Annotated in this window: 27 protein-coding genes and 1 tRNA gene; 20 read left to right on the top strand and 8 right to left on the bottom strand. The window is 56.8% G+C overall.

Annotation, left to right across the window (positions count from 1 at the left end; all coding sequences use genetic code 11):
• Positions 1-110 precede the first annotated feature (110 nt).
• From tsf to rpmE, 11 genes are all read left to right on the top strand, one after another.
• Positions 111-1037 (top strand): translation elongation factor Ts, encoded by a 927-nt coding sequence (tsf, locus tag A6F69_RS09755; protein WP_067600570.1) that lies wholly within the window; start codon positions 111-113, stop codon positions 1035-1037.
• Between the two features lie 156 nt (positions 1038-1193).
• Positions 1194-1916, top strand: coding sequence for a UMP kinase (gene pyrH / locus A6F69_RS09750; protein ID WP_067600566.1), 723 nt, complete (start codon positions 1194-1196; stop codon positions 1914-1916).
• A 3-nt stretch (positions 1917-1919) separates the two neighbouring features.
• A complete protein-coding gene (gene frr / locus A6F69_RS09745) occupies positions 1920-2477 on the top strand; it encodes a ribosome recycling factor (RefSeq protein WP_067600563.1) in 558 nt (185 codons plus the stop codon).
• 24 nt (positions 2478-2501) lie between these two features.
• Entirely contained in the window at positions 2502-3197 is a 696-nt protein-coding gene (gene uppS / locus A6F69_RS09740; protein ID WP_067600560.1) for a polyprenyl diphosphate synthase, read from the top strand.
• Positions 3157-3864 (top strand): phosphatidate cytidylyltransferase, encoded by a 708-nt coding sequence (locus A6F69_RS09735; RefSeq protein WP_245638229.1) that lies wholly within the window; start codon positions 3157-3159, stop codon positions 3862-3864. Before uppS ends, A6F69_RS09735 begins: the two co-directional genes overlap by 41 nt.
• Positions 3861-5015 (top strand): 1-deoxy-D-xylulose-5-phosphate reductoisomerase, encoded by a 1155-nt coding sequence (dxr, locus tag A6F69_RS09730; protein WP_067600553.1) that lies wholly within the window; start codon positions 3861-3863, stop codon positions 5013-5015. The genes A6F69_RS09735 and dxr overlap by 4 nt, the downstream gene beginning before the upstream one ends.
• 1 nt (position 5016) lies before the next feature.
• Positions 5017-6147: an RIP metalloprotease RseP gene (gene rseP, locus A6F69_RS09725; RefSeq protein WP_342669853.1), complete on the top strand. Its 1131-nt coding sequence runs from the start codon at positions 5017-5019 to the stop codon at positions 6145-6147.
• A 156-nt stretch (positions 6148-6303) separates the two neighbouring features.
• Complete coding sequence (bamA, locus tag A6F69_RS09720; RefSeq protein WP_067600548.1) at positions 6304-9030, top strand: outer membrane protein assembly factor BamA; 2727 nt, start codon at positions 6304-6306, stop codon at positions 9028-9030.
• Positions 9030-9725 (top strand): OmpH family outer membrane protein, encoded by a 696-nt coding sequence (locus A6F69_RS09715; protein WP_067600545.1) that lies wholly within the window; start codon positions 9030-9032, stop codon positions 9723-9725. The genes bamA and A6F69_RS09715 overlap by 1 nt, the downstream gene beginning before the upstream one ends.
• 29 nt (positions 9726-9754) lie before the next feature.
• Positions 9755-10219, top strand: a complete 465-nt coding sequence (fabZ, locus tag A6F69_RS09710) for a 3-hydroxyacyl-ACP dehydratase FabZ (protein WP_067600542.1) — start codon at positions 9755-9757, stop codon at positions 10217-10219.
• A gap of 106 nt (positions 10220-10325) precedes the next feature.
• A complete protein-coding gene (gene rpmE / locus A6F69_RS09705; protein WP_067600539.1) occupies positions 10326-10550 on the top strand; it encodes a 50S ribosomal protein L31 in 225 nt (74 codons plus the stop codon).
• 102 nt (positions 10551-10652) lie between these two features.
• Here rpmE and A6F69_RS09700 read toward each other — a convergent pair whose 3' ends face one another.
• Together A6F69_RS09700 and A6F69_RS09695 are read right to left on the bottom strand one after the other, a co-directional pair.
• On the bottom strand, positions 10653-10967 hold the full coding sequence (locus tag A6F69_RS09700; RefSeq protein WP_067600537.1) for a TraR/DksA family transcriptional regulator: 315 nt from the start codon (positions 10965-10967) through the stop codon (positions 10653-10655).
• 2 nt (positions 10968-10969) lie between these two features.
• Positions 10970-11602, bottom strand: a complete 633-nt coding sequence (locus A6F69_RS09695; protein ID WP_067600534.1) for a prolyl hydroxylase family protein — start codon at positions 11600-11602, stop codon at positions 10970-10972.
• A gap of 205 nt (positions 11603-11807) precedes the next feature.
• On the opposite strand from A6F69_RS09695, the gene A6F69_RS09690 reads away from it, so the two are divergent.
• The 9 genes from A6F69_RS09690 to A6F69_RS09650 all read left to right on the top strand — a co-directional run bounded on the left by A6F69_RS09690 (position 11808) and on the right by A6F69_RS09650 (position 20084).
• Positions 11808-11884: transfer RNA gene (locus A6F69_RS09690), tRNA-His, on the top strand.
• A 50-nt stretch (positions 11885-11934) separates the two neighbouring features.
• Positions 11935-12966 carry a Leu/Phe/Val dehydrogenase gene (locus tag A6F69_RS09685; protein WP_067600531.1) on the top strand — a complete coding sequence of 344 codons (1032 nt, stop codon included), beginning with the start codon at positions 11935-11937 and terminating at the stop codon, positions 12964-12966.
• Between the two features lie 83 nt (positions 12967-13049).
• The gene (ccmC, locus tag A6F69_RS09680; protein WP_067600528.1) at positions 13050-13772 is read left to right on the top strand and encodes a heme ABC transporter permease CcmC; all 723 of its coding nucleotides are present in this window, start codon (positions 13050-13052) and stop codon (positions 13770-13772) included.
• 136 nt (positions 13773-13908) lie between these two features.
• Positions 13909-14379 (top strand): cytochrome c maturation protein CcmE, encoded by a 471-nt coding sequence (gene ccmE, locus A6F69_RS09675; RefSeq protein ID WP_067600525.1) that lies wholly within the window; start codon positions 13909-13911, stop codon positions 14377-14379.
• Positions 14376-16364 (top strand): heme lyase CcmF/NrfE family subunit, encoded by a 1989-nt coding sequence (locus tag A6F69_RS09670; protein WP_067600522.1) that lies wholly within the window; start codon positions 14376-14378, stop codon positions 16362-16364. The genes ccmE and A6F69_RS09670 overlap by 4 nt, the downstream gene beginning before the upstream one ends.
• On the top strand, positions 16361-16888 hold the full coding sequence (locus A6F69_RS09665) for a DsbE family thiol:disulfide interchange protein (protein ID WP_067600518.1): 528 nt from the start codon (positions 16361-16363) through the stop codon (positions 16886-16888). Before A6F69_RS09670 ends, A6F69_RS09665 begins: the two co-directional genes overlap by 4 nt.
• On the top strand, positions 16885-17331 hold the full coding sequence (locus A6F69_RS09660; protein ID WP_067600516.1) for a cytochrome c-type biogenesis protein: 447 nt from the start codon (positions 16885-16887) through the stop codon (positions 17329-17331). Before A6F69_RS09665 ends, A6F69_RS09660 begins: the two co-directional genes overlap by 4 nt.
• Positions 17331-18020, top strand: a complete 690-nt coding sequence (locus A6F69_RS09655) for a tetratricopeptide repeat protein (protein WP_067600513.1) — start codon at positions 17331-17333, stop codon at positions 18018-18020. The genes A6F69_RS09660 and A6F69_RS09655 overlap by 1 nt, the downstream gene beginning before the upstream one ends.
• A gap of 138 nt (positions 18021-18158) precedes the next feature.
• Positions 18159-20084 (top strand): potassium transporter Kup, encoded by a 1926-nt coding sequence (locus A6F69_RS09650; RefSeq protein WP_067600509.1) that lies wholly within the window; start codon positions 18159-18161, stop codon positions 20082-20084.
• A gap of 25 nt (positions 20085-20109) precedes the next feature.
• On the opposite strand, the gene A6F69_RS09645 is transcribed toward A6F69_RS09650, so the two are convergent.
• The 6 genes from A6F69_RS09645 to dapF form a co-directional block, all read right to left on the bottom strand.
• Positions 20110-20352: a hypothetical protein gene (locus A6F69_RS09645; RefSeq protein WP_067600506.1), complete on the bottom strand. Its 243-nt coding sequence runs from the start codon at positions 20350-20352 to the stop codon at positions 20110-20112.
• A gap of 115 nt (positions 20353-20467) precedes the next feature.
• Positions 20468-21040 (bottom strand): urate hydroxylase PuuD, encoded by a 573-nt coding sequence (locus A6F69_RS09640; protein WP_067600503.1) that lies wholly within the window; start codon positions 21038-21040, stop codon positions 20468-20470.
• 96 nt (positions 21041-21136) lie between these two features.
• Complete coding sequence (locus A6F69_RS09635; RefSeq protein WP_067600500.1) at positions 21137-21790, bottom strand: inner membrane-spanning protein YciB; 654 nt, start codon at positions 21788-21790, stop codon at positions 21137-21139.
• Positions 21790-22728 carry a signal recognition particle-docking protein FtsY gene (ftsY, locus tag A6F69_RS09630; protein WP_067600497.1) on the bottom strand — a complete coding sequence of 313 codons (939 nt, stop codon included), beginning with the start codon at positions 22726-22728 and terminating at the stop codon, positions 21790-21792. The genes A6F69_RS09635 and ftsY overlap by 1 nt, the downstream gene beginning before the upstream one ends.
• Positions 22725-23900, bottom strand: coding sequence for a MiaB/RimO family radical SAM methylthiotransferase (locus tag A6F69_RS09625; RefSeq protein ID WP_067600494.1), 1176 nt, complete (start codon positions 23898-23900; stop codon positions 22725-22727). The genes ftsY and A6F69_RS09625 overlap by 4 nt, the downstream gene beginning before the upstream one ends.
• Positions 23900-24724 (bottom strand): diaminopimelate epimerase, encoded by an 825-nt coding sequence (gene dapF / locus A6F69_RS09620; RefSeq protein ID WP_067600491.1) that lies wholly within the window; start codon positions 24722-24724, stop codon positions 23900-23902. Before dapF ends, A6F69_RS09625 begins: the two co-directional genes overlap by 1 nt.
• Position 24725 lies beyond the last annotated feature (1 nt).

Here is a 24725-nt window from a genome sequence, read left to right as displayed (position 1 = left end):
TCTTTCTTTCGGATGGCGCTTAACATACGTGCCATCCAAATCTCCTAGCGCGCTGATTGCCCGCTTTCCTGCGGGCTCTGGTGCACAGACTATTTGAAAAGGAAATCACCATGGCTGCATTCTCTGCCGCTGATGTGAAGGCTCTGCGCGAAAAGACCGGCGCGGGCATGATGGATGCCAAGAAGGCATTGGAAGAAGCAAACGGCGATATCGAAGCCGCAGTCGACGCGCTGCGCGCCAAGGGTCTCGCGACAGCCCAGAAGAAGTCGAGCCGTACTGCGGCTGAAGGCCTTGTTGGTGTGGCGGTCGAAGGCACGAAGGGTGTTGCTGTTGAAGTTAACTCGGAAACCGACTTCGTTGCCAAGAACGACAAGTTTCAGGATTTCGTGCGCAAGACCACTCAGGTTGCTCTGAGCGTTGACGGAGACGATGTCGAAGCTCTGAAAGCAGCCGCTTATCCCGATGGTGGTACAGTTGCCGACAAGCTGACAGACAACATCGCGACCATCGGCGAGAACCAGCAGGTACGCCGCATGCAGACGGTTTCTGTGTCTCAGGGCGCAGTGGTTTCTTACATGCACAATGCTGCAGCTGAAGGCCTTGGTAAGATCGGCGTTCTGGTCGCTTTGGAAAGCGACCTTGGCGGCGACGTGCTGACACCTTTTGGCAAGCAGCTTGCCATGCACATCGCTTCTATGTTCCCGCAGGCTCTTGACGCGGATAGCCTGGACCCGGCTGTGATCGAACGTGAGCGTGCGATCGCTCAGGAAAAGGCTGCTGAAAGCGGCAAGCCTGAGAACGTGCAGGAAAAGATGGTTGAAGGCGCGATCAAGAAGTTCGCGAAGGAAAACGCACTGCTCAGCCAGATGTTCGTGATGGACAACAAGTCTTCGGTTGAAGATGTTGTTGCACGCACTGCGAAGGAAAACGGTGGCTCGATCAAGCTGGTCGATTATGTCCGCTTCCAGCTGGGCGAAGGCATTGAAAAGGAAGAAAGCGACTTCGCTGCAGAAGTTGCCGCTGCTGTTGGCGGCTGATCTTTCCAAGCACCAATTTAGAGCGGCCGCTGAACGTCATGTTCGGCGGCCGTTTTGCATGTGTGATGTCAGGTCTTCGCTTTACCCTTTGCGCGATGCGGGAAGGGCGGCTAAGGCGCTTCGAGATTTCACGAATTCTTGGGAGCGGGACCGACCATGAGCCTACCACCTGTCAAACGCATTCTCCTGAAACTCTCGGGCGAAGTGCTGATGGGCGAACAGGAATACGGGATTGATCCTGCCTATGTTGCGCGTCTGGCGGAAGAAGTAAAAGCCGCGAAGGATACCGGGCTGGAGATCTGTCTGGTTATAGGCGGGGGAAATATCTTCCGCGGTGTCGCTGGCGCAGCCAAGGGCCTCGATCGCACGACCGGCGATTACATGGGTATGCTGGCAACCGTGATGAACGCGCTGGCCATGCAGAATGCGCTTGAGCAGGCCGGTGTGCAGACCCGTGTGCAATCAGCGATCCCTATGTCCAGTGTTTGCGAGCCTTACATTCGCCGGCGCGCAGAACGTCATCTGGAGAAAGGCCGGATCGTGATTTTCGCCGCAGGCACAGGCAATCCCTTCTTCACCACTGATACCGGTGCAGCCCTGCGCGCGGCTGAAATGAACTGTGACGCGCTGCTCAAAGGCACCAGTGTTGACGGCGTCTATGACAGCGATCCCAAGCACAATCCCGAGGCGACCCGTTTCGACAGCATCAGCTATGACCGGGTTTTGTCTGACAATCTCAAGGTTATGGACGCAACCGCGGTCGCACTTTGCCGCGAAAACTCAATTCCCATCGTCGTCTTCTCGATCCGCGAAAAAGGCAATGTCGCCCGTGTACTCGAAGGAAATGGCGTACAGACAATCGTACAAGAGGAAGCCTAAGCCATGCCACAATATGACAAGGCCGATATCGAGCGCCGTATGAAAGGCGCAGTGGAATCACTAAAGGGAGACCTGAGCGGATTGCGCACCGGCCGCGCGAACACCAGCCTGCTCGATCCCGTTGTGGCTGAAGTGTACGGTGCGATGATGCCATTGTCGCAAGTAGCGACTGTGTCAGCACCAGAGCCACGTATGTTGAGCGTTCAGGTGTGGGACAAGTCCAATGTCAGTGCGGTCGAGAAAGGCATTGCAAAGGCAAACCTCGGCCTCAACCCAATGACGGATGGCCAGACGATCCGCTTGCCCATGCCGGACCTGACTGAAGAGCGTCGCAAGGATTTGGCGAAGCTTGCCGGTGAATATGGCGAGAAAGGCAAAATCGCCGTGCGCAATGTGCGCCGTGACGGCATGGAATCATTGAAGGCTGACGAGAAGAAGAAAGAAATCTCTGAGGACGAGCGCAAGCGGCTGGAAGACGAAGTCCAGAAGATGACGGACAGCCACATCGCCGATATCGATGCCGCAGTCGAAAAGAAGGTTCAGGAGATCCTGACTCAATAGAGTTGGGATTGCTGGAGGGGATAGATGGGCGAAACGCCCTCAAAGGACACCGGCCGCGCGCGGCATGTCGCCATCATCATGGATGGCAATGGCCGTTGGGCAAAGAAGCGCGCGATGCCGCGCAGCTTTGGGCATAAACGCGGGGTTGAGGCACTGCGCAATATCGTGCGCAGCCTGGACGGCTCAGGTCTTGATTGTCTGACGCTTTACGCATTCTCGTCAGAGAACTGGAAGCGCAGCGAAGACGAAGTTGGCGATTTGATGAATCTAATGCGCAATTTCATCAAATCTGACTTGCAGGAGTTCATCGACAACGGTGTTCGGCTGAAGATTATTGGCGATTGGCAATCACTTGCGCCCGATATTGTAGAAATGCTTGAGGATGCGCTGGAGAAGACCAGCAGCGGCTCGCACACCGTGGCTGTGGCACTCAATTACGGCTCGCAACAAGAGATTGCGCGTGCTGCGGCGAAGGCGGCGGCGATTGGTGAAGTGAACGAGCGAACCATTGCTGCGCATCTCGACACAGCAGACTTGCCACCGCTCGACCTACTGATCCGCACTAGTGGCGAGATCCGGCTTTCTAATTTCCTGTTATGGCAATCGGCCTATGCAGAGATGCTGTTCGTCGACACGCTTTGGCCAGACTTCACGCCAGAAATGCTAAAGGAAGCGCTGGATGATTTCGCGCAAAGGGAGCGACGCTTTGGCGGACGCTGAAACACCCAAGAAGATATCCGACCTGCCTGTGCGTTTTGCCTCGGCAGTGGTGATGCTGGCGGTTGCTGGAACGGCGCTGTGGCTGGGCGGGGTTTGGTTTGATCTGTTTGCGCTCTTAGTGGCGGTGTTGTGCGTCAGTGAGTTCGGCCGACTGGTAATGCTGGCATTCGAGGGCAGAGGCGCTCGGCTCATCGCGCTGATCTTGGGTGGTGCTTACATAGGAACCGCCGCCTATGCGCTTGTGACCCTGCCAATCGCAGTAGTGCTGGGCATCCTCTCCGTTGTTATCGCGACAGATGTCGGCGCCTATTTCAGTGGACGCAGCATCGGTGGCCCGAAGATTGCGCCCAGCATCAGTCCTTCGAAGACATGGGCGGGTCTAGGCGGCGGCATGTTGGCTGCCGGGCTTGTTTCAGCCGGGTTCTTCGCTTGGAACAGTGGTGATGTTTCGCTTCGTACGATGATGTTCATTGCATTTGCAATCGGCGCATTGCTGGCGGTGGTTGCGCAATTCGGTGACTTCTTTGAAAGCTGGCTCAAGCGGCGTGCGGGCGTAAAGGATTCCTCAAACCTCATCCCGGGCCATGGCGGTGTGTTTGATCGTGTTGACGGACTGCTGCCCGTTTCCATCGCAAGTATCGCGCTTTGGGCGGTTCATCCGTCATGACTCGCTCGATCTCCATCCTGGGTGCAACCGGATCGGTGGGCGAGCAAACGCTCGACTTGATCCGTCGAAATCGTAGCGCGTGGCAAGTTGACGCACTGACCGCGAATTGCTCGGCGCAGCAATTGGCGATGTTTGCTCGCGAATTTGACGCCAAGATCGCGGTGGTCAGCGACGAAAGCTGCCTTGCCGAATTACGCGAGGCACTCGCCGGAACCGACATCGAAGCGGCTGGAGGCCGTGAAGCACTGTGTGAAGCTGCTGCGCGCCCGGTCGATATCACCGTTGCGGCAATCGTTGGCTGCGCGGGACTGGCGCCGGTAATGGCAGCGATCGAACGCGGCGGAACGGTAGCGCTGGCAAACAAGGAAGCGCTGGTTTCGGCTGGTGACGTCATGACAGCGGCGGTGGCCAAGCATGGCGCAACGCTGCTTCCGGTGGACAGCGAGCATAATGCGATCTTCCAATGTTTGGCTGGCAATGATCTCGCTGATGTCGCCCGTATCACACTGACCGCCAGCGGAGGCCCGCTGCGGACTTGGTCGATGGATGAACTCAAGGCGGCAACGCCTGCCCAAGCCATTGCGCATCCCAACTGGGACATGGGCGCGAAGATCAGCGTTGATAGCGCCACGATGATGAACAAGGGCCTCGAATACGTTGAGGCACACCACCTGTTCCCGGTCGGCCTCGACCGACTAAAGATCGTGGTGCACCCGCAAAGCGTGATTCACTCCATGGTCGAATATCGCGACCGGTCCACGCTGGCGCAGTTGGGCCCGTCGGACATGCGTGTGCCGATTGCTTCGTGCCTTGCTTGGCCAAAGCGCATGGACACTCCGATGGAGCCGCTTGATTTGGCAGCGATTGGAGAGCTCTCATTCTTCGCACCAGACGAGGCGCGTTTCCCGGCAACAAGGCTAGCCCGCGAAGCGATTGAGGCCGGTGCCGGGGCTCCCGCTACGCTTAATGCTGCCAATGAAGTGGCGGTCGCGGCGTTTCTGGCTGGTCAGATCGGGTTCATGGACATTACGGCAGTAGTGGAGAACACACTAAACCGCTATAGCGCCGCTGCTCCTGAAACCCTCGACGACGTACTGCTTGTCGATTCCGAGGCAAGAGAGACTGCGACAGCGCTTTTGGAGAACGCGTAACTTGTTCGAATCCCCGCCTTTCTGGATGTATATCGCCGGTTTCCTGCTTGTGCTGGGACCATTGGTGACTGTGCACGAGCTGGGGCACTATCTTGTGGGCCGTTGGTTTGGTGTAAAAGCTGACGCGTTTTCTATCGGTTTCGGCAATGAAATTGTCGGCTGGACAGACAAGCAAGGCACTCGCTGGAAGCTCGCGACCATTCCGCTGGGCGGATATGTCCAGTTCAAAGGCGACATGAACCCTGCCAGCATGGCTGATCCACATGCGCCGGCTGCGCCAGATGCTTTCCAGTCACAAGCTCTTTGGAAACGCACTTTGATTGTCTTCGCAGGGCCGGCGACGAACCTGATTGTAGCAGTCGGAATCTTCTTCGCATTCTTCGCGATCAGCGGACAGCCGACCGTTACGTTTCCGGACGATTCCACAGTGGTTGACCGCTTTGCAGACGAGTCTGCTGCCCGGGATGCCGGTGTTGAAGTTGGAGATCGCATCACGGCGATTGACGGACGGCAGGTTGACGATTTTCAGCAGCTGATTGATCAGGTCGCGCTTTATCCGAACCGGCAAATCGATCTCACTGTCGAGCGCGATGGTGATGCAATAACACTGCCGGTTACAATTGGAAGCGCGGTGGAAGAAGATCGCTTCGGAAACGAGATTACATTGGGGCGGTTGGGCGTATATCGCCCTGATAATGGCATGCCCGATGTTACCTACCAGCGATTGGGCGTGGTCGAAGCATTGCCAGCTGCGCTCAAGTACACATGGAACACGTTCGAAATGATGATGCTTGGGCTCAAGCAGATCATGGTCGGTGATCGATCAATTCAGGAGCTGGGTGGCCCCGTAAAGATCGCGAAGTATTCTGGTGAGCAACTCAGCCTTGGTCTGATTGCCTTCGTCAATTTCGCTGCTTTGATCTCGCTTAATTTGGCATTCATTAACTTGCTGCCAATCCCCGCGCTGGATGGTGGTCATCTGGCTTTTTACGCGGCTGAGGCAGTGCGCAAGAAACCTGTTGGGCCGCGCGCAACCGAGCTTGCGTATCGCACGGGTATTGCAATCGTGTTGATGCTGATGGTGGTTGTGACATTCAATGACCTCGTGTCGCTGCCGATTTTCGGGAGTTAGTCGGGGAAAGGGGCCGGTTAGGTGGCAGTTGGCGGGTTCTTCCGCTTGATTGCGACCTAAGCATCGGGCAGAGGCGAGTGGGAATTGCCTCAACCTGGAAATCGGGCCCTGGGGGCGACGCTTGAAGGTTTAGAGTTGAACGGGAACTTTGCGAATATGAGTGGACGTAACAAAGCGGGCGAAAGCCGGACCAAGCCCGCTGCCGGTCTCGCGACTCTTCTGCTGTGTGGCACCGTGCTGGCAGGCGTGCCTGCAACAGCGTTTGCGCAAACGGCCACTGGTGAAGGCCAACAGGAAGCGGCGCAAGATCCTGCGTCTGCCCCTGAGCCGATTGACAACACGATCCGTACCATCAGTGTGGTGGGCGCCGAACGCCTCGAGGCGCAAACGATCCTGAGTTACATCCGCTTGCGGGTTGGGCAGGAATACACGTCTGCTGGCGCGGACGCGGCGCTGAAAGATCTGGGCGCTACCGAGTTGTTCTCCAACTTCTCGATCCGCAACGATGGCGGCAATGTTGTTATCGAGGTTACAGAAAACCCGGTCATCAACCGCATCATCCTGGAAGGCAATCGTCGTCTGAAGAACGACAAGATCCTTCCTGAAATCAAGCTGGCACCGCGCCAGATTTTTACACGTTCCAAGGTCCGCGCGGATGTTGCGCGCATCATCGAGCTCTACAAACGTCAGGGTCGCTTCGCTGCGACGGTAGAACCACAGATGGTGATGCTGCCGCAAAACCGCGTCGATATCGTTTTCGAGATTACCGAGGGCCCCAAGTCCAAGGTTCGCCAGATCAACATCATCGGCAACGAAGAATTTTCCGACGGAGAGCTGCGCGGTGCGATGGTGACGAAGCAGGCGCGTTGGCACCGGTTCTTCAGCTCCAACACCAGTTACGATCCTGATCGCCTGGCTTTCGACCAGCAGCAACTTCGCGCGTTCTATCTCGAGAATGGTTATGCAGACTTCCGCGTAGTGTCGGCTGTGGCTGAACTTACGCCCGATAAGGAAGATTTCATCATCACTTACGTGGTGGAAGAGGGCGAGCGTTACAAATTCGGTGACGTGACCGTTGAAAGCCAGCTTCGGGACTTCGACAGTGATCGTTTGCAGAGCGGTCTGCCGATGCAGACTGGCGACTGGTATAATGCCAAGCAGATCGAAGATACGGTTGAGCAGATCACAGAGCTTGCTGGCACATTCGGCTATGCATTTGCGGATGTGCAACCACGCTTCGATCGTAGCCGCGAAGACCTGACCATGAATGTCAACTTCGTCATCCGGGAAGCGCCGCGCGTTTATGTCGAGCGGGTTGATGTCAACGGCAATACTTTGACCCAGGACAAGGTGGTCCGCCGTGAATTCCGTATCGCGGAAGGCGATGCGTTCAACTCTTTGCAGGTGGCGCGTACCACCGCGCGTATCAACTCGCTGGGCTATTTCCAGGAAAACTTCGAAGTCAATCAGGCCGAAGGTAGCCAACCGGACCGGATTGTTCTCGAAGCGAACGTACAGGAACAGCCGACCGGTGAATTGCAACTATCGGCAGGTTATTCTTCGCTTGAACGCTTCATTCTTGCTGCCTCGGTGCGGCAACGTAACTTCCGTGGACGCGGCCAAACAGTAGGCCTGAGCGTCAACTGGTCGCGCTTCAGCCGGTCTGCTTCGATCAGTTTCCAGGAACCCTACCTGTTCAACCGGAATATATCGGCAGGCGTCGATATCTATCGTCGCGAGTTCAACAGCTTCAATTTCCGTAGCCGTGACCGTAATCGGACGTTTGAGCAGTCGACCACCGGCTTCCAGCTACGGGCTGGTGTGCCGCTGACCGAGTATATGTCATTCATTGGCAGCTACACGCTCAACATTGACGACATATCGCTTGATGAGAACGTGTATTTCTCTGACTTTGACGGTGATGGAATTCGGACATGTGAGCCATTGTTCGCGGGCCGCTTCCTTTGTGATGCTATCGGCAAGCGGACAAGCTCCATTGTAGGCGGCAACATCGTTTACAGCACGCTTGATAGCCGTTTGCGCCCGACGCGGGGTGAGAATGTCAGCCTCTCGACTGAGGTTGCCGGTCTTGGTGGCTCGGTTAAATATGTTCGTGTACGTGGGCAGGCGGCGAAATACTGGCCTGTCGGTGCAGGATTTATCTTCTCCCTCTCGGCTGAGGGCGGCGCGATCAACTCGCTGGAAGACAGTAACCGGCCGGGGTTTGACGACGTCATCCTGACAGACCGTTTCCAGCTGGGCGAGCCTCGCTTCCGTGGGTTTGACATTCGCGGTGTCGGCCCGCGTGTTATCCGCCAGCCTTATGTCGACGATGGTGAAGGCGGTGTTGTCGCCTTGACCGAGCGCAACCAGGTGGTTGACGATGCGTTGGGCGGTCGGGCGTATTATTTGGGTCGTGCCGAGCTGGAAATTCCGCTCGGTACTGGTGCGCGCGAACTCGGGCTTCGGCCGTCAATCTTCATGGATGTTGGTGCCCTGTTCGCGGTCACCAAGCCGATCCTGCAAGACAACCCCAATGGCATTCAGCAACGGAACACCGATGGAGATCTGGTGTATTTGACGCGCCTGCGCGACGAGAATGGCGACGTCGTTCTTGACCCGGTTACTGGTAACCCTCGTTTCACTTCGACCACCGATGCAATCGATCCTGAGGGCGTGGCAAATGCTCCGTCGATCATCCAAGGCAGCCGCTTCCGTGAGGTATTCCTTGGCGATTCAATCTCGCCGCGCGTATCTGTCGGCATCGGCGTTAACTGGAATTCACCCTTTGGTCCGTTCCGGATCGACTTCGCCCGCGTGCTGAGAAGTCAGCCGGGCGATGATACAAAACGCTTCACGTTCAACGTAGGAACTCAATTCTAATGAAACTATTCGCATCACTTCTCGCAGCGGCGAGCATTTCGACGGCAGCAGCGATAGCTGTGCCGGCAAGCGCGCAGGTTCAGGGCAACATGGCCACAGTTAATCTGCCAGCCGCAGTAATCAACACTAATGCATTCGTCACCGCCTATCAGCAGATCGCGACCACGTACAAACCACAGCTCGACACGATCCGCGCGCGCGAACAAGAAGCGCAAACGCTGCTGCAGCAGTTGGATACGAACAGCGACAACCAGTTTGATGAGGCCGAGCAGCGCGCGGCACAGGGAAGCTCACAGCAAACTCGCCTTCAGGCTATCGAGCAGGAAGTTACGCAGCTAACCGATCAGGTAGAAGCTGCTCGTGTATATGCTGTTGAACAGATTCTGGTTCAGTACCGTCCCGCGCTCGAGCAGGTGGTGCAGCAGCTGAATGTGCAGGTGATCCTGTCGCCAGAGTCGGTGATCTACGCACCCCCGCAGGCGAATATCACGCAGCAGGTAACTGCAGCTTTGAATACCAGCGTGCCATCAGTGGCGATCGTGCCGCCGCAGAACTGGCGCCCGAGCCGTAACGTTCTGGCGGTCTATCAGCAAATCTCACAAACGATCGCAGCCGCACAAGCAATTCAGGCGCAGCAACAGGCCGCTCAGGCGGCTCAACAGCAGCCAGCTACACAAACGCCAGCAGGCCGCTGAGCCAAGGAAAACGCAGGGGGGACAGGGCAATGAGTGACGGAAACGGCACCGCTGATTACGACATTCTCAGAATTTTGAAGGCTCTGCCCCACCGCTACCCGCTGTTACTGGTTGATCGGGTGAAGGAAATTCACCTCAACGAGCGGATTCACGCGGTAAAAGCAGTCAGTATGAATGAGGAGTTTTTCCAGGGGCATTTCCCTGGCGCTCCAATCATGCCCGGCGTGCTTCAGATCGAGGCGCTCGCTCAAGCGGCAGCCATTCTTGGTATCGAGACGCTTGAACTCGCTGGCACAGGCAAGCTGGTGATTTTCATGGGCATTGACGGCGCGAAGTTCCGAGCGCCCGTAACGCCCGGTTGCTTGCTAGACTTGGAGGTCGAATTCCTTCAGCAGCGCCGCACGATCTACAAGTTCAAGGGCAAGGCGAGCGTGGAAGGCAAGACCACCTGTGAGTGCGAATTCACAGCCATGATCGCCGATCCACCGAGTTGATTCGCAGAATCGCTTGATTTTTGTGCGGCGCACCTATATCCGCGCCGCTTTCCCGCAAACAGCATGCCCGGTCGGAACCGGGCGCACGCTAGCAAGGACACGAGTTATGAAAGCCGAAGGACATCCCGATTACCACATGATCACGGTCAAGATGACCGATGGTACAGAGTTTCAAACCCGCTCAACCTGGGGCAGCGAAGGCGACACGCTCGCACTCGAAATCGACCCCACCAGCCACCCGGCATGGACTGGCGGCAAGCAGCAGCTTCAGGAAGGTGGCCGTGTGGCTGCGTTCAACAAGCGCTTTGGTGGTTTGTCGCTGAAGAAGTAAGCGGCGCTCAAGAAGTAAGCGACTTCACAAGTTTTCCGGTCATGTGCCGGTAAGGGAAGGGCGGTCCGACGGGGCCGCCTTTTTCGTTTCCCCAAGAACTAGTCAGGCACAATCAATGCAGCGTGTCGCGATTGGACGTGCTTCAAGCCGCTCGCGGCGGATTTCCTTGCCGCATTTGGCGCAAGTACCGTAGGTGCCATTCTCGATCCTGAGCAGCGCCAGCCTGATCTGCTGGATTTCCGCCCGCAGCACATCATCGACACCTTCAAGAGCTTCATCATCAGCCAGGTCGACCGCCTGTTCACTCCAGTCAGCATCAAGTGGGTGGCGCAAATCGTCTTCAATGACCTCGGTGCGCTCAAGCAAATCATCCAGACGCGTGCGCAGCTGCTCTGCCATATCCTTGTAGTCACTCATCGCTAACCCCACTCCTTTTCCCGATACCACTTGGTTATCACATACTTCAGGCCCTTACGCACCTTCATTCCGTGATGGAGCGTGTTCGGGTTCACGCTCCCGTCGGTTCGACGATTGTTCCAGCACAGCAGTTTGCCGGTTTCTGGCTGAAATGTCTTGCCGATCACCTTGAACCTTGTACCGCCGCCCGCATCAACTTCATTGAGATAGATCATAAAAGTCCAGGTTCGCTGGCCTGCAACGGTACAATATTTCTGGAAGTCCAGGCCATTGGGCGCGAAATAGTCAGTATGCGCCTTGAACTCCTGTCCAACGTCATATCGTTGCCCTTGAACCGGCTCTCCGTGCGAAGGATCGATACCGTTCAGTGTTTGCAGCAGATTCTCTAACTTCTGCACTGCCGGTTCGTTAGCTGACAGGTCGCACGTCTCGCTTGTACGGAAATAGTGGTCGCCATTATCATCTGCGATCGTGCTGGGACGGCGGTTTGCGTCAATCAGTTCAATCAGCTCCGAGCAATGTTCAGCTGACAGGAAGTCGCGGCATTGGAACAGTTCCAGCCGCGCATTGGGCACGCGTTGCATTCCTGCATGAGCCAGCAGCCTTTCGGCCGAAGATTCGCTTGCGAATGACATCCCGCTTTAGATAAGCATTGGGTGAGTAATGCGAAAGCGCGAAATAATCTTGCGCACATGTTAGAAATGCGCAGTTTTCGCTTCCCAAATGCGCTCCACTATGCAACAGGCTCGCCCCCGCTGCTGCCGGTCTTGACCGCGTGGCAACAAAGCGTATCAGCCCCGTTTGTGCGGCACGACTTGCGGTTGTAAGGCGGGGCATGTGGCGATCGTAGCTCAGTTGGTTAGAGCGCCGGTTTGTGGTACCGGAGGTCGGGGGTTCGAGACCCCTCGATCGCCCCATTTTTCCCGACAATGCAGTCATCCTGCCGCCCGTTGATAGGATAGGGCAAATGACGGCTTTCTGGACTGAATCCGATTTTGATGATCACGAACAGGTTCTGTTCGTGCGCGATGCAGCTTCGGGCTTGTCCGGCATTATTGCCATTCACTCAATGCATCTCGGCCCCGCGGCTGGCGGAACGCGTTTCTGGCATTATGCCGATCCGGCAGCGGGTATGCGCGATGCGCTGCGCCTTAGCCGCGGCATGAGCTACAAGAACGCGATGGCGGGCCTTCCGGCTGGCGGTGGCAAAGCAGTTATTCTTGCCAATGAGAGCCGCACCAAAACGCCGGAGATGCTGGCAGCTTTTGCCCGCGCTGTAGAGGGGCTGGGCGGACAATACATTACAGCTCAGGACGTCAACATTACACAAGAAGACATGCTGACTATAGCGAAGTACACATCGCATGTCGGCGGTATGCCTGATCAGGGCGGTGATCCCGGCCCCTATACAGCCAAGGGGATATATCTGGGGATCAAGGCAGCGGCGAAACGGGCGCTTGGCACAGACGATCTCAAGGGCGTGCGGATCGCCGTCCAGGGCGTCGGTAGCGTCGGTGGCGGCACCGCGCGTCATCTTGCTGCTGACGGTGCCGATCTTATCCTCGCCGACATGAATGCTGACCGGGCCAAGGCACTGGCAGAGGAATTGGGTGCTAAGACTGTTGCAGCGGACGAGGTTTTGGCCGTTGAAGCAGACATCGTCAGTCCGAATGCACTTGGAGCCATTTTGACCGAGCAATCGATTGCCGCGCTTAATTGTTCGGTCGTGGCCGGTGGAGCGAACAATCAGCTTGCCACGGGCAATGAAGGCAAGTTGCTGCAGGATCGCGGAATCCTCTATGCACCGGACTATGTTATCAATGCTGGTGGGATCATCACTGTCTTGCGGCATATTGATGGCGCAGATGAAGATACGATCGCTGCGCGCGTTGCCCGCATTCCCGAGCGGCTGGAGCAGGTTTGGCAAGAGAGCGAGACCACCGGTGAAACGCCCGACGTTGTGGCGGATAAGATCGCTCAACGGCTGATCGGGCGCTAAAGTCAACAGTGGCTTGAATCTTTTGCAGTCTTGCAGGGAGCGGGGGGCACTGTAATACCCTCTTCTAAAGGACCAGATCGTTCATGCACGGCTATGCCAATCCAACCCGTTTTCTGAAGCTTGCCAGCTGGCTAACGCCGCTATTGTTGCTGAGCGGGTTAGTTTTGGTTGTGATCGCCCTTGTTTGGGGCTTGTTCTTCGTCCCGCCTGACCGATTGATGGGTGAAACTGTACGTATTCTCTTCATTCACGTGCCAAGCGCTTGGCTTGGTATGGGCGGTTGGACAGCCATCGCTGTTTCAAGCTTGGTTTACCTGGTTTGGAAGCATCCGCTTGCGGCGATTTCAGCCCGTGCCGCGGCCGTGCCGGGTATGGTGTTCACCGCTGTTTGTCTTGCGACCGGATCGATCTGGGGGCGCCCAACGTGGGGCACATGGTGGGAATGGGATGGCCGGCTGACCAGCATGCTGGTGCTGCTGTTCCTTTATTTCGGATATATTGCTCTATCCCAGGCGGTAGCACGCGAAGGAGTGTCGCCAAAAATCGCTGCGATTTTCGGGTTAGTCGGCGCGATCAACATCCCCATCATCAACCGGTCCGTTGTCTGGTGGAATTCGCTCCATCAACCCGCGAGCATCTCGATCGGCAAGAGCGCGATCGATCCTGCATTCCTGATACCGCTGCTTATTGCTGTTATGGGCTTCTCGTTTCTTTTCGGCGGGGTCGTGCTTGCACGGATGCGGGCCTTGCTGGCTGAGTTCCAGACCGAAGCGCGCCTGCGACGCATGGCATTGGAGACCGCATGATGTACGAGGCGCTGGACCAATGGAACTTCGTCATCGCAGCTTACGTTGTCGCCATAGGCAGTACACTGGCCATGGTGAGTTGGTCCTGGATATCCATGAAGCGGGCCGAAGAAAAGCGTGACAAGGTGAAACGTAAATGAGTTCGATTAAGCCCAAGCATCAGCGATTGGTGCTCGTTAGTCTGGCATTGATAGCGATCGTCGCAGCGGGGCTATTGGCGGCATGGGCGCTGCGCAATCAGGCGAACTATTTCTATCTTCCCGATCAAATGATGGCTGATCCACCCGCTGTAGGGCAGGCAGTGCGTCTGGGCGGCATGGTGGCAGAAGGCTCGATCGAGAAACTTCCTGACGGCATCACAGTCGCATTTGTTGTAACTGATCAGGGGGATTCGCGCGTCCCAGTGCGTTACGCTGGTATTCTGCCGGATCTATTCGTCGAGAATTCGGGTGTAGTCGCCGAAGGTAGCCTGGATGCTTCGGGTGTCTTTATCGCTGATAATCTGCTCGCGAAGCACGATGAAAACTATGTTCCGCGCGAACTTCAGGAAATGTCGGAGCATCAGAATGCATACGCTCCTCAAGACACGGTGGTTGATTACGAATGAGCGCTGAACTGGGCCATGCCGCGCTGTGGATGGCCGCAGCGCTTGCCGTCCTGCAATTGATTGGCGGCGCAATTGCACACCGTAATCCGGACGCGCCTCTGGCTGCTCTGGTGCGCCCGGCCGCAACGCTTCAAGGATTTCTCGCAGTGTTCAGCTTCGCAATGCTGCTCTGGGTATTCGCGATTACCGATCTATCCGTGAAATTGGTTGTCACGAATTCTCATTCGATGAAGCCTTTGATTTACAAGTTGTCTGGCGCTTGGGGTAACCACGAAGGCTCAATGCTGCTGTGGGTCACAGTCATGGCTCTGGCCGGCGCGCTGATTGCTTCGCTTGAGCGGCGTCTGCCCGAGAAAACGATGCAAGCAACGCTCGCCTCCCAAGGCTTTGTTGCCCTTGGATTCTATGCCTTTCTCTTGCTGAGTTCGAATCCCTTTGAGCGATTGGCATCGCCTGCCTCCGAGGGCAGCGGATTGAACCCGCTTCTCCAAGATATCGGCTTGGCGTTTCATCCGCCTACACTTTACATGGGCTACGTTGGTCTTTCGGTGGCATTCAGTTTTGCCGTGGGCGCGCTGTTGACGCGTCAGGTTAATCCTGAATTTGCGCGTGTTATGCGGCCCTGGATTTTGGGTGCTTGGGTCTTCTTGACCCTGGGCATCACTGCTGGTTCATACTGGGCCTATTATGAACTTGGCTGGGGCGGCTGGTGGTTCTGGGACCCAGTGGAGAACGCCTCGCTGATGCCATGGCTTGCCGCAACAGCATTGCTCCATTCAGCAAGCGTCCTGGCCGCACGTGATGCCTTGCGGGCTTGGACAATCATGCTTGGCGTGGTGGCGTTCTCCATGTCAATGCTTGGCACCTTCCTCGTCCGTTCAGGCATTCTTACCAGCGTGCACGCATTCGCGGTCGACCCGGAGCGCGGATCGTTCATTCTCGCTCTCTTATGCCTTTATATCGGCGGAGCACTGCTGCTCTTTGCCTTGCGCGCAAGCTCCGTCTCCGAAGGACAGCGCTTTGCGCTCGTCAGCCGCGAAGGTGCGCTGGTGTTTAACAATGTGATGCTTTCAGCAATTCTGGGCATAGTGCTGCTGGGAACGCTCTATCCTCTGTTGACGGAGGCTTTTGATGTTCGAGTTTCGGTTGGACCGCCATATTTCAACCCGGTGGGCGCGATCTTCACGATCCCGATGCTTGCCGTAATGGCTATAGGACCACTTCTACGCTGGCGGGAGGACAACTTCGACCGTGTCAAACTGCCTGTCGCCGTTGTGACCGTCCTGATTGTAACTTCCGCGCTGCTCTTTGCTCTGCTCACGACCGACATTGGCATCCTTCCGCTGCTAGGACTTGCGTTCGCGATTGGACTTGGCATCGCCAGCTTCCTTCCCTTGCGCGGGCGAAGCTTGCTCCGCGTGCCCGCGGCGACGTGGGGTATGGTACTGGCGCATTTCGGAATTGCGATGGCGCTGCTGGGTATGGCGAGCGAAAGCGCTTTCACGGAGGAAAAGCTGGTTGCGCTTGCGCCGGGCGATGAAACCTCGATTGCTGGATTTACGGTCAGGCTTGACGGGGTAGACCCTGTAGCTGGTCCAAACTGGACAGCGATGGAGGCCCATATCGTTGCGCAGCGTGGCTCGGGACGACCAGTAACGCTTGACCCGCAATCGCGACATTTTTGGGCACCGGTGCAGCAAACCACTGAAAGCGCTCTTCTGACGCGCTGGGACGGACAGCTTTACGCCGTTGTGGGCGCTCCGTCAGATGACGGACGTTGGCAGCTGCGTCTTTGGTGGAAGCCGCTTGTCACATTGATTTGGTATGGCGGCCTTCTGATTGCCCTTGGCGGGACGCTGTCGATCATTGGCCGCCTGTCGAGCGACATTCGCCGCCGTCGCCAAGAGAGCCGCGATGCTGATGAACGCGCCGATATGGCGCAAATCCGCGAGACTGCTGAAGTCTCTGCCAAAGGAGCAGCATGATGCGCTGGCAAATGTGGATTCCGCTCATGCTATTTGCCTTCTTCGTGGGTGTAGCAGGTTATCAGCTATTCCAACCAAAGGATGAAGCCATTCCATCAACGATGATAGGAAGGCCGTTGCCGGAATTTGAACTTGGACCTGCAAGCGAGACCCGCCCCGGCGTTACGATCGCGGATTTCAAGGACGGCACACCAAAGCTGCTCAACATATGGGCAAGCTGGTGCCTGCCTTGCATTGCTGAAGCCCCGCATCTGGAGAGTTTGAAGGAAGCGGGTGTGGAGATCATAGGCGTTGCGATCCGCGACAAGCGCGAGGATGTCGATGAGTTTCTCGCGACGCATGGCAACCCTTATTCACGCATAGGTGCAGACGATATCTCGGCGCTTCAGCTGGAGATCGGTTCATCCGGTGTGCCAGAGACCTTTGTGATAGATGGAGAAGGCAATATCGTGCACCAGCACATCGGAGATGTCCGCGCACGCGATGTGCCAAGATTGCTTGAAATTCTGAAGGGTGCATCATGAAACGGGCGCTGTTCTTGATTGCACTAGCCAGCTTCGCGCTGCCGCTTACAGCGCAGGATGAGTTGCCACCTGCACCCTATGCCTACACGCAATTGGAAGACCCTGCCCAGGAAGCTGCGGCGGTAGAGTTGATGGAGACACTACGCTGCCTCAAATGCCAGAGCCAATCGATTGCCGACAGCGATGCACCGATGGCAGGGGATATGCGCCATCAGGTACGTGCTCGCATTGCCGCGGGCGAGGATCCAGAGGCAATCCGTCAATGGCTGATTGAGCGGTACGGTGATTACGTAAGCTACGCTCCACGCGTAACCAGTTCAACATGGCCGCTCTTCGCGGTACCATTGCTCTTGCTGCTGGTAGCGGGTGGAATGCTGTGGCGAAGAATAGGCCGGGGTTCCGGTGAAGAAGCTGACGCAGTTCTGGCCGAGGAAGATACGTGATGGAATGGCTCGTGATCACGTCGCTGGCCGCAATTGCCATGCTTGCCGCGATATTCCTGCTGCGGCTGCCCAGGCAGGGGTGGATGCTTTTCGCTGCGGTCTTGATCTTTGGGTTGGCCGGATATGGCCTGTTTGGATCACCGGGTCAGCCATCCGCTCCCAAGGCCGCCGGGCTGGAGACGCTACGTTCGGGAGAGCAGTTGGTCGACGCCCGTCGGAGCCTGTTTGATGATGGCTCGCCACCAGCTAGCCATTTGGTCCTGTCAGACGGATTTGCCCGCCAAGGTCGCTTTGATCAGGCGGCAGGACTTTTGCGTAATGCAATCAGGGACAATCCCAGTGACGCGGAAACCTGGCTCGCGCTGGCGATCGCGCTGGTCGAGCATGCAGAGGGACAAGTGACGCCGCCTGCGATTGTCGCCTTCAGCAACGCGCAAGACGCCTTTCCTGAACACCCCGGGGCCGGGTATTTTCTGGGCATGGCCTATTTGCGCTCTGGTCGACCGGAAGACGCGCGCCGTGTTTGGGGTGAGTTGCTGCAGCGCAGCCCAGAGGACGCGCCGTGGCGCGAGGATCTGGAATTTCGTTTGGCGGGATTGGACCAGCTGATCCAGCAGATGGAAGGCATGAGACGCATGATTGAAGCGCAGAATGCTGCACAGCAAAGCGCGGCCGCTGATGCGGAATAATCGACTGTGGCTTGCAGGGGGGATAGCGCAGTGCTAAGCGCGCCCGCGTTTTGCGGTCAGCCTGATGTGTTGGCCAGTTTCTAATCTGCGCTATCTATGGCGCACGGGCAGTACCGGGGAATTTCGGGAAATCCTTTTATGAGCGATTCTTCAACACAGGTACATTCGCCGCACGGTACGCCCAAACAAGGGCATGCTGCGTCGAAGACCGCTCTGGCAGTGGGCGCAATCGGTATCGTTTTCGGCGATATCGGCACCAGTCCGCTGTATGCTTTCCGCGAAACATTTGCCGGCACAGCCAACATTGCGATCGACCGTATGCACGTGCTGGGCGTTGTGAGCCTGATATTCTGGTCCATGCTGCTGGTTGTGGCGATCCAGTACGTCACAATTCTGATGCGAGCGGATAACAAAGGGCAGGGTGGTTCACTCGCTCTTGTCGCGTTGCTCTCACGCCATATTGGTAAATCAAGCTATGGCTGGCTGGTCGTGCTACTTGGCGTGTTTGCGACGTCGCTGTTCTACGGCGACAGCATGATAACGCCGGCGATTTCGGTCTTGTCTGCGGTCGAAGGGCTGACTGTGGTTGACGCAGGCTTGCAGCCCTACGTAATTCCCATCGCACTGGGCTTGCTGGTATTTCTGTTCATGCTTCAGGCGCGCGGGACGGCCAAGGTGGGCGCGCTATTTGCTCCGGTCATGATCGTCTATTTCACCGTGATCGCGGGGATGGGCGGTTGGCAGATCATCCAGAATCCCGACATCTTGTGGGCGCTCAATCCTTATTACGCTGTGATGTTCTTCGTGACAGACGGCGTTGTCGCTTTTTTGGCGCTTGGTGCCGTTGTGCTGGCGGTGACAGGTTCTGAGGCACTATATTCGGACATGGGGCATTTTGGGCGCGGACCGATGCGCCTGAGCTGGTTCGGGTTCGTTATGCCATGCCTGCTGCTCAACTATTTCGGGCAAGGCGCTATGATTGCCGGACTGCCACCAGAGCAAGCCGCCGTAGTGGTCCAGAACCCGTTCTTTCTTTTGGCAAGCGACGAATGGCGTTTGCCGCTGGTTTTCCTGGCTACGGTTGCAACTTTCATTGCCAGCCAGGCTGTAATCTCCGGCGCATTCTCGATCACGCATCAGGCGATCCAGATGGGCTTCATGCCGCGTCTGAATGTCCGTCACACCAGTGAGACAGAAGGCGGCCAGATTTACATTCCCGTGATCAACTGGGCGTTGATGGTGGCAGTTATCATCCTGGTCCTGACCTTCCAGAGTTCGTCCAACCTCGCATCGGCATACGGCATTGCAGTCACTGGCGCGGTCACGATCGATACGCTGCTGATGGCGGTTCTGCTCGTTGGCGTGTGGAAGTGGAAGTGGTGGTATGCCGCGCCGGTTGTCGCGCTGTTCCTGATCGTGGACGGAGCGTATTTTGCAGCGAACCTGACCAAGGTTCCACAAGGTGGCTGGTTCCCGCTGATGGTCGGTTTCATTGCCTTCACCTTGCTCACCACCTGGGCGCGCGGACGCAAGCTGATGCGTGCGCAAATGGCCGAGGGCGCGCTGCCGATGGAAATCTTTGCAAAGTCCGCCAAGAATTCGGCCGTTCGCGTGCCCGGTACTGCTATCTTCATGGCATCGAGCACGGCGGGTGTCCCCTCAGCGCTGCTGCACAATATCAAGCATAACAAGGTGCTGCATGAACGTGTGGTGATCCTGACGGTCAATATCGACGAAGTGCCTTATGTCGATGCGAGCGAGCGCTGCGAGTATCACGATCTGGGAGACGGATTCTATCGCGCGGTTCTGCACTACGGATTCATGCAGAAAACCGATGTTCCTGAAGGCTTGAAGCAAATGCAGCAATGCGGCGGCGAGTTTGACATGATGCAGACGAGCTTCTTCTTGAGCCGACAGACGCTGCTGCCGTCCGACAAGCCGGGCATGCCGATTTGGCGCGAGAAGATTTTCGCATGGATGCTCAGGAATTCGGCGACGGCGATGGACTTCTTCAAACTGCCCACCAATCGCGTGGTGGAGCTAGGTAGTCAGGTCGAGATTTAGCGTTCATTTGCGACACATGAACGGACTAGGAGAGCCAAGCCCGAAGTCTTTTCCGTTGTCGATCAGCATACCTGGTGTCCTTTTGCCGCACATCAGGGTCATCAAGAAAGCGGTAGACCATATCGTGCGGATATTCCGGTTCAGATTTGGGGGCCAATTCTTCAATGACATGGTGGCACATTGCCTCGACAGAACACCAGTCAATCTCACCTTGCTCTTCAATCGCTAAGATTGCCCGTAAGGCCTCTTTCAACTCGTCGAGTGTCATTCTGCGACCCTAGTCGAAACCAACCTCCGTCTTCCACTCCAATATCGGAAATAGAAGAGGGCGCCGCGGTTTTCCGCAGCGCCCTCTTTGGCTTCTAGTTAGTTTGCGGTGAACGTTAGCCCAGGTTCGCGCTAACCATTGCATACATCATCGGGAATGACAGCAGCGTGTTGAGGCGGCTCGCGATTAGGGCACGCGGTGCAGCAGCGGCTTTCTCGTCAGCAGTCGCCTCGACAATGCCGAGCACTTTCTTCTGCGCTGGCCAGATGATGAACCACACGTTGAACGCCATCACCAGCGCCATCCACATGCCTCCGCCGATCAGGTTTTCATATGGGTTGCCAGCAAAGGTTAACGCATTGACCATGTAGCCATTTATCATCGCGATCCACAGGCCGGTGACTACCGTCAGTAGAGCCGCCCAACGGAAGAAAAACAGCGCACTTGGTGCGATTGTCTTAGTGACCGCCGGCTTATGCTCGTCGGCGATCTTGGGCATGCCGGGTACCTGAATGAAATTGAAATAGTACAGCAGTCCGATCCACAACACACCGAAGAAAAGGTGCAGCCAGCGACCGATTGAGTTGCCGTCAATCGCGACCGAGTCCGCAAATCCGAACATCAATGCGAGTGCTGCAACCAGACCAATCGCCAGCACCAGGTGAAGATTTCCAAAGAGTTTTGCCATTTTGCTCCCCCTTATGAGCTTGCGGGGGAAACGCTAAAATACCCCCGCGACCGCGCGAACACTGCGCAGATTGGGCCAAAATGGCAAGTCCCCGTGTTAGGTGGCTGGTGGAGGAGTTTCCGCTTCGTCTTCTGCGTCTTCCAGTGATAGGCCGTGCTTCAAGAGCATCGGTATCTGGCTGAAGGTAAACAGAAAGCTGAGCGGCAAGAAGACCCACAACTTGGCCCATAGCCAGCTCTCAAAGCTGAGGTAGGCGCGGAGGGCTTCGTTCAGAGCCGCCAGTGCAAGGAAGAAAATACCCCAGTTACGTGAGAGCTTTAACCAACCTTCCTGCGTCAGCCCTTCAAACGCAGCTTCGAGCAGAATCTGAAGCAAGGCGCGGCCACGCCACACACCGATCAGCAAAGCCAATCCCAATACGCTGTATATGATTGTCGGCTTCAGCTGCACGAAAACCGGATCGCCGAAGAAGATCGTCAGAGCACCAAAACCCACGATAAGCGCGGTTGAGAACCAGAGCATGGGAGATACTTTGCCAAGCTTGAACTTGGAGAACAGCAAAGCAGCTACCGCAGCGGCCATGAATGCAATCGTCCCGTAGATAATCGCCAGGATTTCACCGGCCGCATCCGCTTCGGCGGGAGCGTTCCAGCGGTACACGCCGAGAAATATCAGCAGTGGGCCATAGTCGACTGCAACATTGAGCCAACCTGACGGCTTTTTATCAGGCTTGGGTTCACTCTCAGACATCAGGCAACCCCTGCGATAACTTTAGCGACTAGTTCGGGATCAAACGGCCGCAAGTCGTCAATTTTCTCGCCTACACCAATCGCGTGGATTGGAAGGCCATATTGTTCGGCGGCAGCCACTAGAACGCCGCCGCGCGCGGTTCCGTCAAGCTTGGTCATGATCAGGCCGGTGACGCCCGCTACCTCCTTGAAGACGTCAATTTGTGAAAGCGCGTTCTGGCCGTTGGTCGCATCCAATACGAGCACAACATCGTGCGGTGCCTCGGGATTTAGGCGGCCGAGGACTTTGCGGATCTTCGCGAGTTCATCCATCAGTTCACGCTTGTTCTGAAGCCGTCCGGCAGTGTCGACGATCAACGCATCAATGCCTTTGTCCGTGGCCGCTTTGACAGCATCGAACACGATGCTGGCGGGGTCGCCGCCTTCTGGCCCGCGAATAATCGGGGCACCAATCCGCTCTGCCCATGTCGCTAGCTGACCGATGGCTGCCGCGCGAAAAGTGTCGCCCGCGGCTAGCATTACGCCGTAGTCATCTTCTTGGAACAGATGCGCAAGCTTGGCGATCGTGGTGGTCTTTCCGCTGCCGTTTACGCCGATGACCAGCAGTACCTGTGGGCGGGGGAACGCAGTTATCTCCAACGGCTTGGCGACCGGGCGCAGAATCTCTGCAATCTCCTCGGCCACTGCTTCCTTAAGCTCGCGCTCGCTGATTTCGAGACCAAACCGCTTGTCCTTAAGCCGCTGACGAATCCGAGCAGCGGCAGATGGGCCTAGGTCGGACATGATCAGCGCATCTTCGACATCGTCGAGCGTGGCATCGTCCAGCTTGGCGGTGCTGACCACCGTTGTTAGGTTTTCGCTCAACCGGTCAGAGGTCTTGCGAAAGCCTCCGAACAGCCGCTCAGTCCATGATTTCTTCGGGGCTCCCGCCTCGCTCATACGAGCATTCCTTCAACTACTTCAGTAGGCGAGATGGTGGTGATTTCCCCCGCTGCAATGCCGCTTGGCACTGAAACCCTCGCGAAGTTGGGGGCATAGCCGGTGCCGTCACGTTCAGCGAGGACGGAAAGCTCTTTGCCCACGAGCGATTTCAGCCATTTCTTGCGGACTTCGTTCACCTCCGCGCGCAATTCAGCGGCGCGAGCCTTGATAGCCGCGCGATCGAGTTGCGGCATACGAGCAGCAGGCGTGCCGGGGCGGGGTGAATAGGGGAAGACATGGCCGTGAACGATGGCGCACTCGCGAATGATCGAGAGGTTCGCCTGGTGGTGTTCTTCTGCCTCTGTCGGGAAGCCAGCGATCAAATCAGCGCCGATGGCAATTTCGGGGCGGCGCGCTTTGAGCTTGGTCACAAGATCCACCGCGTCATTGCGCAGATGGCGCCTTTTCATCCGTTTGAGGATCAGGTCGTGGCCATGCTGCAATGACAAATGCAGATGCGGCATTAAGCGCGCATCCGACGCAAACAACTCGAACAGTTGTTCGTCTATCTCAATCCCGTCGAGTGAAGACATACGCAAGCGTTGTAGCTCGGGAAAGGCGTCCAATATCGACGCAACCATTCGTCCGAGCGGCGGCTTGCCGGGAAGATCATGGCCCCAACTGGTTACATCAACACCGGTAAGTACGACTTCCTTCGCTCCAAGCAACAGATGGTGTTCAACCTCGCCTTTGACCGCATTGATTGTCATGGAACGGCTTGTGCCCCGTCCCTGAGGGATGACGCAGAACGTGCATGCATGGTCGCAGCCGTTCTGTACCGCGATAAACGCGCGTGTACGCGTAGGCGGCAGAGGAGGGCCCTCGACCGGAACATTCCAGGCGCGCGGATCAAGTTTGGCTTCATTGGCGATCAGCCCGTCCACCTCCGGCATGTCCGCCAGTTGCTCGCGCTCAATGTCTGCCGCGCAGCCTGTCACAAGGAGGCGGGCGTCAGGTCGTGATTTTCGCGCCTTGCGGATGGCTTGCCGCGTCTGGCGAACCGCTTCCGAAGTCACAGCGCAACTGTTGATCACGACAAGGTTGTCTTCTCCTGCCAGCATGCCGCGCATGCGCTCGCTCTCAGCGATATTGAGCCTGCAGCCCAACGAGATCAGTTCAGGTCCGCTCATCAGTCCTGATCCGCGAAGTCAGACCATTCGAAGCTACCGCGAAAGCTCTCGGTTGCGGGGCCGCTCATCAAGATGCGGTCACCGTCGGTCCATTCAATCTTGAGCGGGCCGCCGGGCAATTGCACGTTCACTTTGCGGCTAACCAGACCACGACGCATGGCAGCGACCGCCGTCGCGCATGCACCTGTGCCGCAAGCGCGAGTCAAACCGGCGCCGCGTTCCCAAACGCGCAATTTGATATGTTCACGGTCTACAACCGTCGCGGCATTCACATTGACCCGTGCCGGGAATAAGGGATCGTGCTCGATCTCAGGTCCAAGCCGACTCAACTCAACCGCATCACAATCGTCGACAAAGAAAATTACGTGGGGATTGCCCACGTTGACGGCGACCGGCGTTTCAAGCTCATCCCAACCGACCGGCATGGAGAGTGTGTCCATTGCGTAGGCTAGAGGAATCTTATCCCAATCAAAGCGCGGCGTGCCCATGTCGACCATGGCGCCTGAGGCTGTTGGCTGCAGTGAAATCACACCGCCATCGGTCATCACGTTGGCTGGTGAACCATGGAGCAGTGCGACCGCTCGCGCAGCGTTGCCGCACGCTTCGACTTCGCCGCCATCCGAATTAAAGATACGCATGCGAAAATCAGCATCTGCAGTCTTGCAAGTTTCGAGCAAGATCAACTGGTCGCAACCTATACCCTTGCGCCGATCCGCAATGGCAGCGGCCATACTTTTGGTCAGCTCGGGCACACCTTCGTTACGCCCGTCAAGTATGACGAAGTCGTTTCCCAGCCCATGCATTTTGGTGAAGGAGACACGCATA

Source organism: Altererythrobacter ishigakiensis (genome assembly GCF_001663155.1).
GTDB classification, from domain to species: domain Bacteria; phylum Pseudomonadota; class Alphaproteobacteria; order Sphingomonadales; family Sphingomonadaceae; genus Erythrobacter; species Erythrobacter ishigakiensis.
This window is presented reverse-complemented; position numbering and strand designations above follow the sequence as displayed.

Excerpts from the sequence above, each read along its gene's own strand:
- tsf (WP_067600570.1), top strand. The coding sequence starts at position 111 with ATGGCTGCATTCTCTGCCGCTGATGTGAAGGCTCTGCGCGAAAAGACC.
- pyrH (WP_067600566.1), top strand. The coding sequence starts at position 1,194 with ATGAGCCTACCACCTGTCAAACGCATTCTCCTGAAACTCTCGGGCGAA.
- frr (WP_067600563.1), top strand. The coding sequence starts at position 1,920 with ATGCCACAATATGACAAGGCCGATATCGAGCGCCGTATGAAAGGCGCA.
- uppS (WP_067600560.1), top strand. The coding sequence starts at position 2,502 with ATGGGCGAAACGCCCTCAAAGGACACCGGCCGCGCGCGGCATGTCGCC.
- A6F69_RS09735 (WP_245638229.1), top strand. The coding sequence starts at position 3,157 with ATGATTTCGCGCAAAGGGAGCGACGCTTTGGCGGACGCTGAAACACCC.
- dxr (WP_067600553.1), top strand. The coding sequence starts at position 3,861 with ATGACTCGCTCGATCTCCATCCTGGGTGCAACCGGATCGGTGGGCGAG.
- bamA (WP_067600548.1), top strand. The coding sequence starts at position 6,304 with ATGAGTGGACGTAACAAAGCGGGCGAAAGCCGGACCAAGCCCGCTGCC.
- A6F69_RS09715 (WP_067600545.1), top strand. The coding sequence starts at position 9,030 with ATGAAACTATTCGCATCACTTCTCGCAGCGGCGAGCATTTCGACGGCA.
- fabZ (WP_067600542.1), top strand. The coding sequence starts at position 9,755 with ATGAGTGACGGAAACGGCACCGCTGATTACGACATTCTCAGAATTTTG.
- rpmE (WP_067600539.1), top strand. The coding sequence starts at position 10,326 with ATGAAAGCCGAAGGACATCCCGATTACCACATGATCACGGTCAAGATG.
- A6F69_RS09700 (WP_067600537.1), bottom strand. The coding sequence starts at position 10,967 with ATGAGTGACTACAAGGATATGGCAGAGCAGCTGCGCACGCGTCTGGAT.
- A6F69_RS09695 (WP_067600534.1), bottom strand. The coding sequence starts at position 11,602 with ATGTCATTCGCAAGCGAATCTTCGGCCGAAAGGCTGCTGGCTCATGCA.
- A6F69_RS09685 (WP_067600531.1), top strand. The coding sequence starts at position 11,935 with ATGACGGCTTTCTGGACTGAATCCGATTTTGATGATCACGAACAGGTT.
- ccmC (WP_067600528.1), top strand. The coding sequence starts at position 13,050 with ATGCACGGCTATGCCAATCCAACCCGTTTTCTGAAGCTTGCCAGCTGG.
- ccmE (WP_067600525.1), top strand. The coding sequence starts at position 13,909 with ATGAGTTCGATTAAGCCCAAGCATCAGCGATTGGTGCTCGTTAGTCTG.
- A6F69_RS09670 (WP_067600522.1), top strand. The coding sequence starts at position 14,376 with ATGAGCGCTGAACTGGGCCATGCCGCGCTGTGGATGGCCGCAGCGCTT.
- A6F69_RS09665 (WP_067600518.1), top strand. The coding sequence starts at position 16,361 with ATGATGCGCTGGCAAATGTGGATTCCGCTCATGCTATTTGCCTTCTTC.
- A6F69_RS09660 (WP_067600516.1), top strand. The coding sequence starts at position 16,885 with ATGAAACGGGCGCTGTTCTTGATTGCACTAGCCAGCTTCGCGCTGCCG.
- A6F69_RS09655 (WP_067600513.1), top strand. The coding sequence starts at position 17,331 with ATGGAATGGCTCGTGATCACGTCGCTGGCCGCAATTGCCATGCTTGCC.
- A6F69_RS09650 (WP_067600509.1), top strand. The coding sequence starts at position 18,159 with ATGAGCGATTCTTCAACACAGGTACATTCGCCGCACGGTACGCCCAAA.
- A6F69_RS09645 (WP_067600506.1), bottom strand. The coding sequence starts at position 20,352 with ATGACACTCGACGAGTTGAAAGAGGCCTTACGGGCAATCTTAGCGATT.
- A6F69_RS09640 (WP_067600503.1), bottom strand. The coding sequence starts at position 21,040 with ATGGCAAAACTCTTTGGAAATCTTCACCTGGTGCTGGCGATTGGTCTG.
- A6F69_RS09635 (WP_067600500.1), bottom strand. The coding sequence starts at position 21,790 with ATGTCTGAGAGTGAACCCAAGCCTGATAAAAAGCCGTCAGGTTGGCTC.
- ftsY (WP_067600497.1), bottom strand. The coding sequence starts at position 22,728 with ATGAGCGAGGCGGGAGCCCCGAAGAAATCATGGACTGAGCGGCTGTTC.
- A6F69_RS09625 (WP_067600494.1), bottom strand. The coding sequence starts at position 23,900 with ATGAGCGGACCTGAACTGATCTCGTTGGGCTGCAGGCTCAATATCGCT.
- dapF (WP_067600491.1), bottom strand. The coding sequence starts at position 24,724 with ATGCGTGTCTCCTTCACCAAAATGCATGGGCTGGGAAACGACTTCGTC.